13 protein-coding genes are annotated in these 14,047 nt (G+C 69.9%); 9 read left to right on the plus strand and 4 right to left on the minus strand.

Going from position 1 to position 14,047, the window contains the following annotated elements; genetic code table 11:
* Nucleotides 1-50 precede the first annotated feature (50 nt).
* The 7 genes from adh (at nucleotide 51) to LRS14_RS06230 (ending at nucleotide 7,740) form a co-directional block, all read left to right on the plus strand.
* Nucleotides 51-1,571: an aldehyde dehydrogenase gene (adh, locus tag LRS14_RS06200; protein ID WP_046115769.1), complete on the plus strand. Its 1,521-nt coding sequence runs from the start codon at nucleotides 51-53 to the stop codon at nucleotides 1,569-1,571.
* Between the two features lie 66 nt (nucleotides 1,572-1,637).
* Nucleotides 1,638-3,356: a PQQ-dependent dehydrogenase, methanol/ethanol family gene (locus LRS14_RS06205; protein ID WP_257798980.1), complete on the plus strand. Its 1,719-nt coding sequence runs from the start codon at nucleotides 1,638-1,640 to the stop codon at nucleotides 3,354-3,356.
* Nucleotides 3,357-3,373: 17 nt separating this feature from the next.
* On the plus strand, nucleotides 3,374-4,528 hold the full coding sequence (locus tag LRS14_RS06210; protein WP_257798981.1) for a c-type cytochrome: 1,155 nt from the start codon (nucleotides 3,374-3,376) through the stop codon (nucleotides 4,526-4,528).
* A gap of 54 nt (nucleotides 4,529-4,582) precedes the next feature.
* Nucleotides 4,583-5,002: a DUF779 domain-containing protein gene (locus tag LRS14_RS06215; RefSeq protein ID WP_257798982.1), complete on the plus strand. Its 420-nt coding sequence runs from the start codon at nucleotides 4,583-4,585 to the stop codon at nucleotides 5,000-5,002.
* On the plus strand, nucleotides 4,999-7,062 hold the full coding sequence (locus tag LRS14_RS06220) for a TonB-dependent receptor (protein ID WP_257798983.1): 2,064 nt from the start codon (nucleotides 4,999-5,001) through the stop codon (nucleotides 7,060-7,062). The genes LRS14_RS06215 and LRS14_RS06220 overlap by 4 nt, the downstream gene beginning before the upstream one ends.
* A gap of 47 nt (nucleotides 7,063-7,109) precedes the next feature.
* Nucleotides 7,110-7,406: a DUF6516 family protein gene (locus LRS14_RS06225; RefSeq protein ID WP_257798984.1), complete on the plus strand. Its 297-nt coding sequence runs from the start codon at nucleotides 7,110-7,112 to the stop codon at nucleotides 7,404-7,406.
* Nucleotides 7,387-7,740, plus strand: a complete 354-nt coding sequence (locus tag LRS14_RS06230) for a DNA-binding protein (protein ID WP_257798985.1) — start codon at nucleotides 7,387-7,389, stop codon at nucleotides 7,738-7,740. Before LRS14_RS06225 ends, LRS14_RS06230 begins: the two co-directional genes overlap by 20 nt.
* On the opposite strand, the gene LRS14_RS06235 is transcribed toward LRS14_RS06230, so the two are convergent.
* Complete coding sequence (locus tag LRS14_RS06235; RefSeq protein ID WP_046115763.1) at nucleotides 7,728-8,972, minus strand: MFS transporter; 1,245 nt, start codon at nucleotides 8,970-8,972, stop codon at nucleotides 7,728-7,730. The genes LRS14_RS06230 and LRS14_RS06235 overlap by 13 nt on opposite strands.
* Nucleotides 8,973-9,037: 65 nt before the next feature.
* On the opposite strand from LRS14_RS06235, the gene LRS14_RS06240 reads away from it, so the two are divergent.
* Together LRS14_RS06240 and LRS14_RS06245 are read left to right on the plus strand one after the other, a co-directional pair.
* Nucleotides 9,038-9,904, plus strand: coding sequence for a helix-turn-helix domain-containing protein (locus LRS14_RS06240; protein WP_257798986.1), 867 nt, complete (start codon nucleotides 9,038-9,040; stop codon nucleotides 9,902-9,904).
* A 100-nt stretch (nucleotides 9,905-10,004) separates the two neighbouring features.
* Nucleotides 10,005-10,307, plus strand: coding sequence for a late competence development ComFB family protein (locus LRS14_RS06245; RefSeq protein ID WP_046115782.1), 303 nt, complete (start codon nucleotides 10,005-10,007; stop codon nucleotides 10,305-10,307).
* A 15-nt stretch (nucleotides 10,308-10,322) separates the two neighbouring features.
* Here LRS14_RS06245 and LRS14_RS06250 read toward each other — a convergent pair whose 3' ends face one another.
* The 3 genes from LRS14_RS06250 to clpB form a co-directional block, all read right to left on the minus strand.
* Nucleotides 10,323-10,964 (minus strand): AAA family ATPase, encoded by a 642-nt coding sequence (locus tag LRS14_RS06250; RefSeq protein ID WP_257798987.1) that lies wholly within the window; start codon nucleotides 10,962-10,964, stop codon nucleotides 10,323-10,325.
* Nucleotides 10,961-11,356 carry a hypothetical protein gene (locus LRS14_RS06255; RefSeq protein ID WP_257798988.1) on the minus strand — a complete coding sequence of 132 codons (396 nt, stop codon included), beginning with the start codon at nucleotides 11,354-11,356 and terminating at the stop codon, nucleotides 10,961-10,963. The genes LRS14_RS06250 and LRS14_RS06255 overlap by 4 nt, the downstream gene beginning before the upstream one ends.
* A gap of 70 nt (nucleotides 11,357-11,426) precedes the next feature.
* A complete protein-coding gene (clpB, locus tag LRS14_RS06260; RefSeq protein ID WP_257798989.1) occupies nucleotides 11,427-14,033 on the minus strand; it encodes an ATP-dependent chaperone ClpB in 2,607 nt (868 codons plus the stop codon).
* Between the last annotated feature and the right edge of the window lie 14 nt (nucleotides 14,034-14,047).

Consider the following 14,047-nt stretch of genomic DNA (forward strand, 5'->3'; position numbering starts at 1 on the left):
ATGTCGCAGCCGCTCGAAGCCCGCAACCGCCACCGTCACGGAGACACCCCATGGACATGCTCGAACCCGGCCGCTTCGGCACCCCCGTCGCCTTCAAGAAGCGCTACGGCAACTACATCAACGGCCAGTGGGTGGAGCCCGCGCAGGGCCAGTACTTCGACAACCTGACGCCGGTCACCGGCCAGGCCTTCTGCGAGATCCCGCGCTCCACCGCCGAGGACGTGGAACGCGCGCTGGATGCCGCCCATGCCGCCAAGGCCGCCTGGGGCAGGACCTCGCCGGCCGAGCGCGCGGTGATCCTCAACAAGATCGCCGACCGCATCGAGGCCAACCTGCCGATGCTGGCCGCCGCCGAGACCTGGGACAACGGCAAGCCCATCCGCGAGACCACCTTCGCCGACCTGCCGCTGGCAGTGGACCACTTCCGCTACTTCGCGGGCTGCGTGCGTTCGCAGGAAGGCAGCATCAGCGAGATCGATGCGCAGACCTATGCGTACCACTTCCATGAGCCGCTGGGCGTGGTGGGCCAGATCATCCCGTGGAACTTCCCGCTGCTGATGGCGGTGTGGAAGCTGGCGCCCGCGCTGGCCGCCGGCAACTGCGTGGTGCTCAAGCCTGCGGAGCAGACGCCGGTGTCCATCCTCGTGCTGATGGAAGTCATCGGCGACCTGCTCCCGCCGGGCGTGCTCAACGTGGTCAACGGCTTCGGGCTGGAATGCGGCAAGCCGCTGGCCAGCAGCCAGCGCATCGCCAAGATCGCCTTCACCGGGGAGACCACCACCGGCCGGCTGATCATGCAGTACGCCAGCCAGAACCTGATCCCGGTGACGCTGGAGCTGGGCGGCAAGTCGCCCAACGTGTTCTTCGCCGACGTGATGAGCAAGGACGACGCCTTCTTCAACAAGGCGCTGGAAGGCTTCGCGCTGTTCGCGCTCAACCAGGGCGAGGTGTGCACCTGCCCGTCGCGGGTGCTGATCCAGGAATCGATCTACGAGGCCTTCATCGAGCGCGCGGTGGAACGCGTGCGCGCCATCAAGCAGGGCAACCCGCTGGAGATGAGCACGATGATCGGCGCGCAGGCTTCCAGCGAGCAGCTGGAGAAGATCCTCAGCTACATGGACATCGGCCGCCAGGAAGGCGCGGCCTGCCTGATCGGCGGTGGCCGCAACCTGCTGGAAGGCGACCTGAAGGACGGCTACTACGTGCAGCCGACCGTATTCAAGGGCCACAACAAGATGCGCATCTTCCAGGAGGAGATCTTCGGCCCGGTGGTGTCGGTCACGACCTTCAAGGACGAGGAAGAGGCCCTGGCCATCGCCAACGACACGCTGTACGGCCTGGGCGCCGGCGTGTGGACACGCGACATGAACACCTCGTTCCGCATGGGCCGCGGCATCCAGGCCGGCCGCGTGTGGACCAACTGCTACCACGCCTACCCGGCGCATGCGGCCTTCGGCGGCTACAAGCAGTCCGGCATCGGCCGCGAGAACCACAAGATGATGCTCGACCACTACCAGCAGACCAAGAACCTGCTGGTGAGCTACAGCGACCAGGCGCTCGGCTTTTTCTGAGCCACTGAGCCGCTGAGCCCGCGGCCCGGCTGCCCGGCCGGGCCCTTTCCACCCGAGGAGACACCCATGACCACCTTCCCCACGCGCTGGGGCAGCCCGCTGCTGGCTGCCGCTTTCACCGCCACGCTGGCCCTGCCCTGCACCACCGCGCAGGCCAATGATGAGCTGGCCAGGTTGTCCAGCCAAGAAGGCCAGTGGCCGATGTACGGCCGCGACTATGCCAACACGCACTACAGCCCGCTCAAGCAGATCGGCCGCGGCAACGTGAAGAACCTGAAGCTGGCGTACACGCTGCAGCTGGGCGCGCTGCGCAGCAACGAATCCACGCCCATCGTGGTGGGCGACATGCTGTACGTCTCCAGCTCCTGGGGGCCGAAGACGGTGTTCGCGCTCGATGCCGCCACCGGCGCCATCCGCTGGCGCTACGAGCCCGACCTGCCCGGCGACACCATGCAGTACGGCTGCTGCGACGTGGTCAACCGCGGCGTGAGCTATGGCGACGGCCGCATCTACGTCGGCCGGCTGGACGGCCACCTGGTGGCGCTGGACGCCAAGACCGGCGAGGAGCTGTGGGACACCAAGGTGGTGGACTACAAGCAGGGCGCGGTCATCACCTCGCCGCCGCTGGTGGTGAAGAACATGGTGGTCACCGGCTTCGGCGGCGGCGAATACGGCGTGCGCGGCGCCCTCAGCGCCTACGACGCCAAGACCGGCAAGCAGCTGTGGAACACCTTCACCACCGCCGGCGAAGGCGAGCCGGGCAACGACTCGTGGAAGGGCGACAGCTGGAAGAACGGCGGCGGCGCTGCCTGGCTGATCGGCTCCTACGACGCGAAGACCAACACCATCTTCTACGGCACCAGCAACCCCAGCCCCTGGAACAACGCGCTGCGCGGCCCCGACAGCAGCGACTACGGCCAGTTCACCAACCTCTACACCAGCTCCACCGTCGCCTTCGATGCCGACACCGGCAGGATCAAGTGGTGGCTGCAGGGCACGCCCTACGACGCCTGGGACTTCGACGGCGTGAACGAGGCGGTGCTCGCCGACCTGAAGATCGACGGCAGCACGCGCCCGGTGATGATGAAGGCCGACCGCAACGGCTTCTTCTATGTGGCCGAGCGCAACAGCGGCAAGCTGATCTCGGCCCAGCCCTTCGTGCCCACCAACTGGGCCACCGGCATCGACCTGGCCACCGCCCGGCCGATCGAGGTGCCGGCCAAGCGGCCGCGCACCGGCCATGCCGCCAGCGACATCTGCCCCAACCTGCTGGGCGGCAAGAACTGGCAGCCGATGTCCTTCGACCCCAACACGCAGCTGGTCTACATCCCGGCCAACAACGTGTGCATGGACATGGCCGCCACCGAGGTGCAATACAAGAAGGGCACGATGTACCTGGGCAAGGAGTTCCCGGCCAAGCCCGGGCCCGGCGACTACCTGGGCGAGCTGGTGGCCTGGGATCCGGTGAAGCAGCGCAAGGCCTGGGGCCTGAAGGAAAGCACGCCCTTCAACGGCGGCACCCTGTCCACCGGCGGCGGGCTGGTGTTCGCGGGCAACAACGGCGGCCTGTTCCGCGCGCTGGACGCGAAGACCGGCGAGGTGCTGTGGCGCATGAACCTGGGCTCGGGCATCGGCGCCGGCCCCATGACCTTCACCGCCGGCGGCAAGCAGTACGTGGCCGTCGTGGTGGGCCGCACCGCGTCGATCCCCGCCTTCCTCGGCGACCTGGGCAAGACCATGCTGTCCACGCCCGAGGGCGGCGCGCTGTTCGTGTTCTCGCTGTGATGCGGAGGCCACCTGCCATGTTCACCTGTCTAGACAAGTGGCGGCGCAGCCTGCTGGGCGCCGGCCTGGCGGCCGCCTGCATCGGCGCCGCCGCAGCCACCGGCGCGGTGCCGGCCGAAGGCCCGCTGCGCGCCTGCGCCGACCCCGACAACCTGCCCTTCTCCAGCGCCGCCGAGGGACCGAAGGGCTTCTATGTGGAGCTGGCGGACAAGCTGTCCGAAGCCCTGGGCCGCGGCGCCGCGCAGGAGGTGTGGCACTCCACGCTGTACGCCAGGCGTGCCGTCCGCAGCACGCTGCTGGCCCGACGCTGCGACCTCTACATCGGCCTGCCCGCCGAAGGCGATTTCATGCGGCCGCAGGTGGTGATGTCGGCGCCCTTCGCGGTGCATCACTACGCACTCGTCCTGCCGCCTGGCCAGCGGATCTCGGGCGTGGCTGAGCTGCGCGGCCGGCGCGTGGCGGTGCAGCTGCTCACGCCGCCGCACCAGCTGCTGGCCACCACCGAGGGCATGCAGACGGTGACGGTGCGCTCGCCCGAGGAAGGCCTGCAGGCGCTGGCCGAGGGCCAGGCCGACGTGGCCTGGCTGTGGGGCCCTTCGGCCGGCTACCACAACCGCACGCGGCATGCGGAGCGCTGGCAGGTGCTGGCCACCGACGGGCCGGGCATGGCCTGGCCGGTGGCCATCGGCTTCCGCCGCGACGACGCGGCGCTGCGGGCCCAGGTGCAGCAGCAGCTCGACGGCCTGCAGGGCTGGATCACCGGCCTGGCAGCGAAGTACGGCTTTCCGGCCGGGCCGGCGCTGCCACTGGCCGCGGCGGATGCGCCGGTGCTGCGGCTGGCGGCGGCCGGCGCGGTGGGCGGGCTGATGGGCCAGGCGACCGCAGCGGTGGTGGCCGATGCGGCGGGCAGCGATGCGATGCTGTCGCGCGGCAGGACGCTGTTCAACACCAACTGCTCCCACTGCCATGGGCCCAACGCGCAATCGCCCGAAGCGCGCATCGACCTGCGCAAGCTCGGCCGCCGCTATGGCGACGAGATGACCGAGGTGTTCCACGCCACGGTGCGCGCCGGCCGGCCCGACAAGGGCATGCCCGCCTGGAAGGGCGTGCTGGCCGAGGACGACATCGCCTCGATCAAGGCCTTCGTCGACAGCGTGCAGCAGCGCAAGTAGCCGCCGCATCTTCGGCTACCCTTGGCCGCAGGTTGTACAAGGCAGGAGACAAGCATGACGGTGGACCGCGTGACCGCCACGCCGCAGGCGCTGGCGTTGATCGACAAGCTGAGGGCCGAGCACGGGCCCTTGATGTTCCACCAGTCGGGGGGCTGCTGCGACGGCAGCGCCCCGATGTGCTACCCCGACGGCGAGCTGATCGTCGGCGACGGCGACAGGCTGCTGGGCCACATCGGCGGCATGCCGTTTTTCATCAGCGCGCCGCAGTTCGAGTACTGGCAGCACACGCAGCTCATCATCGACGTGGTGCCCGGGCGCGGCGGCATGTTCTCGCTGGAAGGCCGGCACGGCGAGCGCTTCCTCACCCGATCGCGGCTGTTCACCGACGACGAGAACGCCTGGCTCAAGGCAAACGCGCCGGCGTTGACCGCCACGCAGGCCGCGGCCCTGCCCACCCGCGAGGTGGTCGCATGAAGCGCCTGTTCCTCAAGCCCGTCGCGGCGGCCTGCTCGCTGCTGCTGGCCGGCGCCGCCGCGCAGGCGCAGCCGGTGGAATCGGTGGTCATCACCGGCACCCGCAGCGCCGAGCGTGCCTTCGACGTGCCCGCCTCGATCGACCGTGTGGACGGCGAGGCGCTGCGCGACCAGCAGTGGCGCGTCAACCTGTCGGAAAGCGTGGCCCGCATCCCCGGCCTGCTGGTGCAGAACCGGCAGAACTACGCGCAGGACCTGCAGGTGTCGTCGCGCGGCTTCGGCGCCCGCGCCACCTTCGGCGTGCGCGGCGTGCGGCTGATCCAGGACGGCATCCCGCTGACCATGCCCGACGGCCAGGGCCAGACCGCGCTGATGGACCTGGAAGGCGCCGGCGCCATCGAGGTGCTGCGCGGCCCCTTTGCGGCGCTGTACGGCAATGCCTCGGGTGGCGTCATCCACGTCATCGGCGACGACGCGCCGAAGCGCCCCTTCGTCGAAGCCAGCGTGATGGGCGGCAGCGACGAGACCTGGCGCACCGGCGTGCGCTTCGGCGTCGCCAGCGGCAGCTTCGGCGCCACCGGCAATGTCTCGCGCTTCGAGACCAACGGCTCGCGCGACCACAGCGCTGCCCGGCGCGACCTGGCCAATGCGCGCCTGCGCTTCGGGCTGGACAACGGCGCCAGCATCGTCGTCATCGCCAACGCGCTCGACCAGCCCGACACGCAGGACCCGCTGGGCCTGACCCAGGCGCAGCTCGACGAAGACCCGCGCCAGGCCGGCACCAATGCGCTGGCGCAGGACACGCGCAAGAGCATCCGCCACAGCCAGGGCGGCGTGGTGTTCCGCCATCCGCAGCTGCTGGGCGGCGCGCTGGAGGCCAGCGTCTATGGCGGCCAGCGCCAGCTCACCCAGTACCTCGGGCTGCCGCTGGCGGCGCAGGGCATCACCTCGTCGGGCGGCGTGGTGGACCTGGACCGCAACTTCTCCGGCACCGGGCTGCAATGGCGGCTGGGCGACGACCAGCGCTCGCTGACCGTGGGCCTGGCCTACGACCGCATGCGCGAGCACCGGCAGGGCTTCGTCAACACCGCCGGCGTGGCCGGCGAGCAGCGCCGCGACGAGCAGGACAGCGTCAACAGCTTCGACCAGTTCGTCATCGGCAGCTGGCAGGTGGCGCCCACCTGGAAGCTCACGGGCGGCCTGCGGCACAGCGTGGTGCGCTTCAAGGCGGAAGACCGCTTCATCACCGGCACCAACCCCGACGACAGCGGCTCGGCCCGCTACAGCGCCACCAGCCCGGTGCTGGGCGTGCTGCACCAGCTCACGCCCGACGTGCACCTGTTCGCCTCGCTCGGCCGTGGCTTTGAGACGCCCACCTTCGCCGAGCTGGCCTACCGCAGCGCCGGCCAGCCGGGCCTGAACTTCGACCTGGCCGCGGCCAAGAGCCGCAACTTCGAGGCGGGCGTCAAGGCGCGGCTGGGCAGCAGCATGCGCGCCACCGCGGTGGCCTTCCGCGCCGACACGCGCAACGAGGTGGTCTCGGCCGGCTCCAGCGGCGGCCGCACCGTGTTCACCAACGCCGGCAAGACGCGGCGCACGGGCCTGGAGCTGTCGATGGAGGCCACGCTGCCGGCCGGCTTCAACGCCATGCTGGCCTACACCTACACCAAGGCCGAATACCGCGACCTGGTCACGCCGGCCGGCGCCGACCTGTCGGGCAACCGCATTCCGGGCGTGCCGCGCCAGGTGCTGTTCGGCGAGCTGGGCTGGCGCCACCAGCCCAGCGGCTTCAGCACCGCGGCCGAGGTGCGCGGCGCCAGCAAGCTGATGGCCAACGATGCCAACACCGCCTCGGCGGCCGGCTACGTCGCCGCCAGCCTGCGCGCCGGCTTCGAGCAGCGCATGGGCGCCTGGAAGCTCAGCCAGTTCGCCCGCGTCGACAACCTGTTCGACAAGGACTACGTCGGCTCGGTCATCGTCAACGAAGCCAACCAGCGCTACTTCGAGCCCGCCCCCGGCCGCACCTGGGCACTGGGGGTGACGGGGAGCTACAGCTTCTAGTGTTGGATTGATTGACAACAGCCTTGCCTGTTGTCATCATCTCCAACATGAAGGCCATCGCCCTGATCCGCCGCCGCGTCGTGGTGGCAGAAGACGCGTTCGCGGAACTGGCCGTCTGGCGCCTGCCGGCGCCGGTGCCGCCATCCGGCCACCCTTTCAAGTACCGGCTGGCCTACGTGGTTCAAGGTCGGTGCGTGCTGCGCTACGACAACGAGCGCGGCAAGGGGGATCACCGTCATGTCGGTGAGGTCGAATCGGACTACGTGTTCGAAACGCCTGAGCGGCTGATGCAGGATTTCAACGCGGACATCACGAGGTGGAACCATGAAAACGGTCGTTCTTGAAGTACGTTCTCTGGCCGACACGCTGGCCGATGCCGCGCGGGCGATGAACAGCGGCCGTGCCGATGCCGCCACGCGGATCGGCTTCGCCACGCCGGAGCTGCTGTGGCAGGTGCTCAGCGCCAAGCGCTGGGAGTTGCTGAAGGCCTTGTGCGGTGCCGGCCCGGTGTCCATCCGCGAAGCGGCGCGGCGGGTGGGCCGGGACGTGAAGGCGGTGCACGGCGACGTCACTGCGCTGCTGCAGGCCGGCGTGCTCACCCGCCCCGCCGACGGCAGCGCCGGCATCGAGTTCCCGTTCGATGCGGTAAGGGTGGAGTTCCTGCTTCAAGCCGCCTGAACCACCCGCTGCGTGCGGCGCACCCGCCGCACGTTGAAGGCGCTGGCGATCAGCACGCCCTGCACCGCGGCCAGGCCGATCCACACGGTGGTGTAGCGGCCCTGGTCCATCAGCGCGCCGAACAGCAGCGGCGCCACCGCCTGGCCGATGTCCAGCCCCGCATACACCACGCCGTAGACCCGGCCGGTGGCGTTGTCGGGCGAGGAGCGCTTGACCAGCAGGTCGCGCGACGGCCCGGCGATGCCGGCGAAGAAGCCCATCGCGCCGAACAGCACCGGCACCGCGGTGGCCGGCAGGTCGCTCAGGCCCAGCACCAGCGCCACGGCGGCCGCCACGCCGAAGGCCGCGCCCACGATGCGCTCGCAGCGCGCGGGGTCGGACGCCAGGAAGCCGCCCACCACCATGCCGCCGGCACTGCACACCATGTAGATCGTCAGGCACATGGCCACCAGGCCCATCGGCACCTCGTGCAGCCGGCGCGCGGCCTCGGGCGCGAAGCTCTGCACCACGCTGAGCGACGCGGCATAGAAGAAGAAGAACGCGAAGCACATCCACACCGCGGGGATCTTCAGGAAGTCGAAGGCGCCTTCGGCCTGCAGCGGCGCGGCACCCGGCCGCGCGGCGGGCGTGGCCGGCAGCGGCGGCAGTTCCAGCTGCCGGCGGTTGACCAGCAGCAGCGCCAGCACGCCAAAGGCCAGCGCGGCCGCCGCCATCAGCGCCACCCGCCAGCTGAACGCATGCGCCAGCGGCACCAGCATGGCCGGCGCCAGCGCCCAGCCCAGGCTGCCGGTGATGCCGTGCACGCTGTACGCATGGCCCAGCCGCGCCTTGCCGATCCTGCGGTTGAGCAGCGTGTAGTCCACCGGATGGAACACGCCGTTGCCCACGCCCGCCACCGCCGACCAGAAGGCCAGCATGGCGTAGCTGTGGCTGGTGGCATAACCCAGCGCGGCGGCGCCCAGCAGCCCCAGCCCCATGAACAGGATGGGACGCGGCCCGAAGCGGTCCACCGCGAAGCCCGACACCGCCTGCACCACGCAGCTCACCACGAAGAAGATGGTGAGCAGGAAGCCCAGCTGCGTATAGCTGACGGCGAACTCGTCCTTCAGCCACGGGAACAGCGGCGCCAGCAGCAGCTGGCTGTAGTGGCTGATGAGGTGGGCGATGCCCACCAGGCCGATGAAGGTGGCGTCCTGCCGCAAGGGAACGGGCGGTGCTGCGAGTGTGCTCATGCCGGCGATGGTAGGCGGCGGTTCCTCGGCAGCTTTACGATAGGCGGCCAACTTCTGTCGAGATCATGCCAAACCCGACACCGCAACGCATCGGCCCGCTGACGCCGCACCTGTTCACGCCCACCGCGGGGCGGCCGGTGCGCGCCAAGCGCCACCGCCTGACGCCGGAGCAGTTCGTGGTGCCGCATGCGCACCACTGGGCGCAGTTCGCCTTCTCGGCCACCGGCGTCACGCGGCTCACCACCGCCGACGGCAGCTACATCGTGCCGCCCTCGCGCGCGGTGTGGGTGCCGCCGGGCATGGAGCACGCGGTCACGGTGCTGAGCGAAACCGACCTGATGACGCTGTACTTCCACCAGCCGCCCGGCCGCTGCGGCCCGCAGGTGCCGCGTGCCGAGGAAGCCGTCTGGCGCCAGTGCCGGGTGCTGGAGGTGACCGACCTGCTGCGCGCGCTGGTGATGGCGATGGACGCCCGCCCCGACGGCCTGGCCCGCCCGCTGGTGCTGGACCGCGAGGCCCAGGCCCGCGAGGCGCGGTTGAATGCACTGGCCCTGGACGAGCTGCGCCGCGCCCGGCCGGTGAAGCTGGGCGTGGACCTGCCCGCCGATGCCCGCCTGCGCATGCTGTGCGAGGCGGTGCTGGACGACCCCACCCGCCATGCCACGCTGGAAGGCTGGGCCCGCGATACCGGCGCCAGCGCCCGCACCGTGGCCCGCCTGTTCCAGCAGGAGCTGGGCACCAGCTTCGGCCAATGGCGCCAACAGGTGCTGCTGGCCAAGGCGGTGGCGATGGCAGCGCACAAGCATCCGATGAAGCGCATCGCCGCCGACCTGGGCTATGCCAGCGCCAGCGCCTTCACCGCGATGGTCCGCCGCTCGGTGGGCATGCCGCCGGCGCGCTTCTTCGGCGCCGCGTTGCAGCCCGGGCCGTGACGAAAGCCCGGTTTTGCCTCCCCTGTTCGGGGGACATCGTCGTGCTCCGCTGCCCACAATGACCGCCGCCACCGGCACCACTGCCGCCAACGGAGACGTCATGAGCCTGGACTTTTCTTCCATCCACAACCACCACGAGAGCAGCGTGTTCGAAGCCGTCGTCGAGATGTCGGCCCGCTTCCCCGAGGTGGCCGCCCGGCATGAGCTGCTGATCGACGTGGCCTGCATCGCGCTCAACCGGGTGCAGCCGCGCTACATCCGCCACAAGGTGGACTACCTGTTCTACCTGACCGAAGCCGAGCGCGCGGCCAATGCCCAGATGATCGCCTCGGCGGTGCAGCATGCCTTCGATTTCGTCAGCGCGCGGGAGCGCGCCAAGCCGGCGCCCAAGCTGGCCGCCTGAAGCGGCCCGAGGCGCTCAACCCAGCGCGCCTGGCAAGGCCCAGGCCGCCGCCAGCAGCGGCTTGGCCCACTCACCCACCTGCAGTAGCGGCGCCTGCTGCACGATGCGCCCGCGCTGCAGGTGCAGCAGCAGCACCGGCGCCGGCCGCCGGCCCTGGCGCGGATCGCCCTCGGCACTGTTGTCGTACAGCCGCAGGCTGGCCAGCTGCGGCAGCAGCTTCACCAGGTTGGCGCGGCTGCTGTCGAAGCGCTCGCGGATCCTGGCCTCGGGGATGTCGTGGCCGCCTGCCGCCACCCGGCTGCGCACCCGCTGCAGGTGCAGCTCGGGCGTGGCCAGGCCGGCAAACCACAGGTGCAGCTCGGCGCCCTGCTGCGCGCCCTGCAGCAGCAGTGCCGGCAGCGTGCGGCCGCCCAGCGTGGTTTCCATCGCATAGGTGCCGCCTTCGGCCAGCGCACGCTGCAGCCCGCGCAGGCCGAGCTGCCAGGCCTGCGCATTGGCGGCTTCCAGCCCCAGCGAGGCATCGGCCTGCCGCAAGTTGCGTGCAGCGATGTCGGGATTGAAGTAAGGCACGCCGGCAGCCTGCAGCGCGGCGCCGCCAATGCTGCTCTTGCCGGCGCCGTTGACGCCGGCCAGCACGTACAGGCGCGCGGCGCTCACCGGGCGGCGGGAGTGCCGCCGCCGTCGGCCTGCACGGCCGCCAGCGCGGCATCGGCCAGTTGATCGGGCGTCATCGCGAAGGCATCGGCCATGCGGTCGGCCACGCCGGGCGCCTGCATGCGCTGGTACATCTCGTCGAATCGGCGGGTGAGCTGGTCCAGGTCGGGCTCGGCGGCCTGCTGCAGCGCCAGGTAGCGCTCCACCGACATCAGCACCATCGCCGGCTGCTCATGGCGGGTGACCACCACCGCGCCGTGTGCCATCACCGTGCTGGTGACCTTGTTCATGCCCGAGACCAGCTGCGTGGCGGAGACGCTGGGCAGCGCCTGCATGCGCTGGCGCGAGCGGGCCTGCAGGCTGGAACTGGCGATCGCGGCGGGCAAGGCGGACATGGCGGACCTCCAAGAGGAATGTCCGCCATCTTACCCAAAATACCCGAAATGGGTATCCTGGGTGTCCACGTCAGTGCACTACGCGCTCGAAGGAGAAGTCGCCCTCGTGCAGGTTGACCGGGATCACGTCCTTCGGCCCAAAGCGGCCTTCCAGGATGAGCTTGGCCACCGGGTTCTCGATGCGCTGCTGGATCGCCCGCTTGAGCGGCCGCGCTCCGAAGGCCGGGTCGAAGCCCACCTTGGCCAGTTCCTTCAGCGCCTCGGGCGAGACGTCGAGCTTCATCTCCATCTTCTCGAGCCGTGCTTCCAGGCCCTTGAGCTGGATCTTCGCGATGTTCTCGATGTGCTGGCGGTCCAGCGCATGGAACACCACCGTCTCGTCGATGCGGTTCAGGAACTCGGGCCGGAAATGCTCCTTCACCTCGCCCCACACCGCCTCGCGGATCAGCTCGCTGTCCTGCCCCGCCATCTGCATGATCAGGTGCGAGCCCAGGTTGCTGGTCATCACGATCACCGTGTTCTTGAAGTCCACGGTGCGGCCCTGGCCATCCGTCAGGCGGCCATCGTCCAGCACCTGCAGCAGCACGTTGAACACGTCGGGGTGCGCCTTCTCCACCTCGTCGAGCAGCACCACGCTGTAGGGCTTGCGCCGCACGGCCTCGGTCAGCGCGCCGCCTTCGTCGTAGCCCACGTAGCCCGGGGGCGCGCCGATCAGCCGGCTGACCGAATGCTTCTCCATGTACTCGCTCATGTCGACCCGGATCATGTGGTCGGTGGAGTCGAACAGGAAGCCGGCCAGCGCCTTGCACAGCTCGGTCTTGCCCACGCCGGTGGGGCCCAGGAACAGGAAGCTGCCCAGCGGCCGGTTGGGGTCGGAGAGGCCCGCGCGCGAGCGCCGGATGGCGTCGGCCACGGCCACGATGGCCTCGTCCTGGCCCACCACGCGCTCGTGCAGCTTGGCCTCCATCTGCAGCAGCTTGTCGCGCTCGCCCTGCATCAGCTTGTTCACCGGGATGCCGGTGGCGCGCGAGACCACCTCGGCGATCTCTTCCGCACCCACCATCGTGCGCAGCAGCTGCGGGCCGCCCTTGCCGTCCTTGGCGCCGGCGGCCTTGCCGGCTTCCTTGGCCTGGGCTTCCTTCAGCCGCGACTCCAGCCCCGGCAGCTTGCCGTACTGCAGCTCGGCCACCTTGTTGAAGTCGCCCTTGCGCTTGAATTCCTCGATCTGGAACTTGATGCGGTCGATCTCTTCCTTCACATGGGCCGAGCCCTGCGCCGCGGCCTTCTCGCTCTTCCAGATCTCCTCCAGGTCGGCGTATTCGCGCTGCAGCTTGACCAGCTCTTCCTCGATCAGGCCCAGGCGGCGCTGCGAGCCTTCGTCGTGCTCCTTCTTCATCGCCTCGCGCTCGATCTTGAGCTGGATGACGCGGCGGTCCAGCCGGTCCATCACCTCGGGCTTGGAGTCGATCTCGATCTTGATCTTGGCCGCCGCCTCGTCGATCAGGTCGATCGCCTTGTCGGGCAGGAAGCGGTCGGTGATGTAGCGGTGGCTCAGCTCGGCCGCGGCCACGATGGCCGGGTCGGTGATCTCCACGCCGTGGTGCACCTCGTACTTCTCCTGCAGGCCGCGCAGGATGGCGATGGTGGCCTCCACCGTGGGCTCGCCCACCAGCACCTTCTGGAAGCGGCGCTCCAGCGCGGCGTCCTTCTCGACGTACTTGCGGTATTCGTCCAGCGTGGTGGCGCCGATGCAGTGCAGCTCGCCACGCGCCAGGGCGGGCTTGAGCATGTTGCCGGCGTCCATCGCGCCCTCGGCCTTGCCGGCGCCCACCATGGTGTGCAGCTCGTCGATGAACAGGATGATGCGGCCCTGGTCGGCCGACACTTCCTTCAGCACGCCCTTCAGGCGTTCCTCGAACTCGCCGCGGTACTTGGCTCCGGCCAGCAGGCCGGCCATGTCCAGCACCAGCACGCGCTTGTCCTTCAGGCTCTCGGGCACCTCGCCATTGACGATGCGCTGCGCCAGGCCTTCGACGATGGCCGTCTTGCCCACGCCGGGCTCGCCGATCAGCACCGGGTTGTTCTTGCTGCGGCGCTGCAGCACCTGGATGGCGCGGCGGATCTCGTCGTCGCGGCCGATCACCGGATCGAGCTTGCCCTGGCGGGCGCGCTCGGTCAGGTCGAGCGTGTACTTCTTGAGCGCCTCGCGCTGGCCCTCGGCCTCGGCCGAGTCCACCTTGGCACCGCCGCGCACCGCATCGATGGCGGCTTCGAGCGACTTGCGGGTGACGCCGTGGCCACGCACGATGCCGCCCAGGTCGGTCTTGGCATCGGCCAGCGCCAGCAGGAACATCTCGCTGGCGATGAACTGGTCGCCGCGCTTGCCGGCTTCCTTCTCGGCCGCCTGCAGCAGCGCCACCAGGTCCCGGCCGGGCTGGACCACCTGGCCCTGGCCCTGCACCTGCGGCAGGCCGGCCACGGCGGTGTCCATGGCCGTTTTCAGCGCGGCGGTGTTGGCGCCGGCGCGGTCGAGCAGGGCCTTGGGCCCGTCGGGTTGCACCAGCATGGCGGCCAGCACGTGGGCCGGTTCAATGTAGGGGTTGTCGCGCGTGACGGCGAGCGTCTGCGCTTCGGCCAGGGCCTGTTGGAAGGCGGTGGTGAGCTTGTCGATTCGCATGGGGTTTGACCTCC

It is taken from the genome of Aquincola sp. J276, assembly GCF_024700035.1.
In the GTDB taxonomy this organism is placed as follows: domain Bacteria; phylum Pseudomonadota; class Gammaproteobacteria; order Burkholderiales; family Burkholderiaceae_C; genus Aquincola; species Aquincola tertiaricarbonis.

Excerpts from the sequence above, each read along its gene's own strand:
- adh (WP_046115769.1), top strand. The coding sequence starts at position 51 with ATGGACATGCTCGAACCCGGCCGCTTCGGCACCCCCGTCGCCTTCAAG.
- LRS14_RS06205 (WP_257798980.1), top strand. The coding sequence starts at position 1,638 with ATGACCACCTTCCCCACGCGCTGGGGCAGCCCGCTGCTGGCTGCCGCT.
- LRS14_RS06210 (WP_257798981.1), top strand. The coding sequence starts at position 3,374 with ATGTTCACCTGTCTAGACAAGTGGCGGCGCAGCCTGCTGGGCGCCGGC.
- LRS14_RS06215 (WP_257798982.1), top strand. The coding sequence starts at position 4,583 with ATGACGGTGGACCGCGTGACCGCCACGCCGCAGGCGCTGGCGTTGATC.
- LRS14_RS06220 (WP_257798983.1), top strand. The coding sequence starts at position 4,999 with ATGAAGCGCCTGTTCCTCAAGCCCGTCGCGGCGGCCTGCTCGCTGCTG.
- LRS14_RS06225 (WP_257798984.1), top strand. The coding sequence starts at position 7,110 with ATGAAGGCCATCGCCCTGATCCGCCGCCGCGTCGTGGTGGCAGAAGAC.
- LRS14_RS06230 (WP_257798985.1), top strand. The coding sequence starts at position 7,387 with ATGAAAACGGTCGTTCTTGAAGTACGTTCTCTGGCCGACACGCTGGCC.
- LRS14_RS06235 (WP_046115763.1), bottom strand. The coding sequence starts at position 8,972 with ATGAGCACACTCGCAGCACCGCCCGTTCCCTTGCGGCAGGACGCCACC.
- LRS14_RS06240 (WP_257798986.1), top strand. The coding sequence starts at position 9,038 with ATGCCAAACCCGACACCGCAACGCATCGGCCCGCTGACGCCGCACCTG.
- LRS14_RS06245 (WP_046115782.1), top strand. The coding sequence starts at position 10,005 with ATGAGCCTGGACTTTTCTTCCATCCACAACCACCACGAGAGCAGCGTG.
- LRS14_RS06255 (WP_257798988.1), bottom strand. The coding sequence starts at position 11,356 with ATGTCCGCCTTGCCCGCCGCGATCGCCAGTTCCAGCCTGCAGGCCCGC.
- clpB (WP_257798989.1), bottom strand. The coding sequence starts at position 14,033 with ATGCGAATCGACAAGCTCACCACCGCCTTCCAACAGGCCCTGGCCGAA.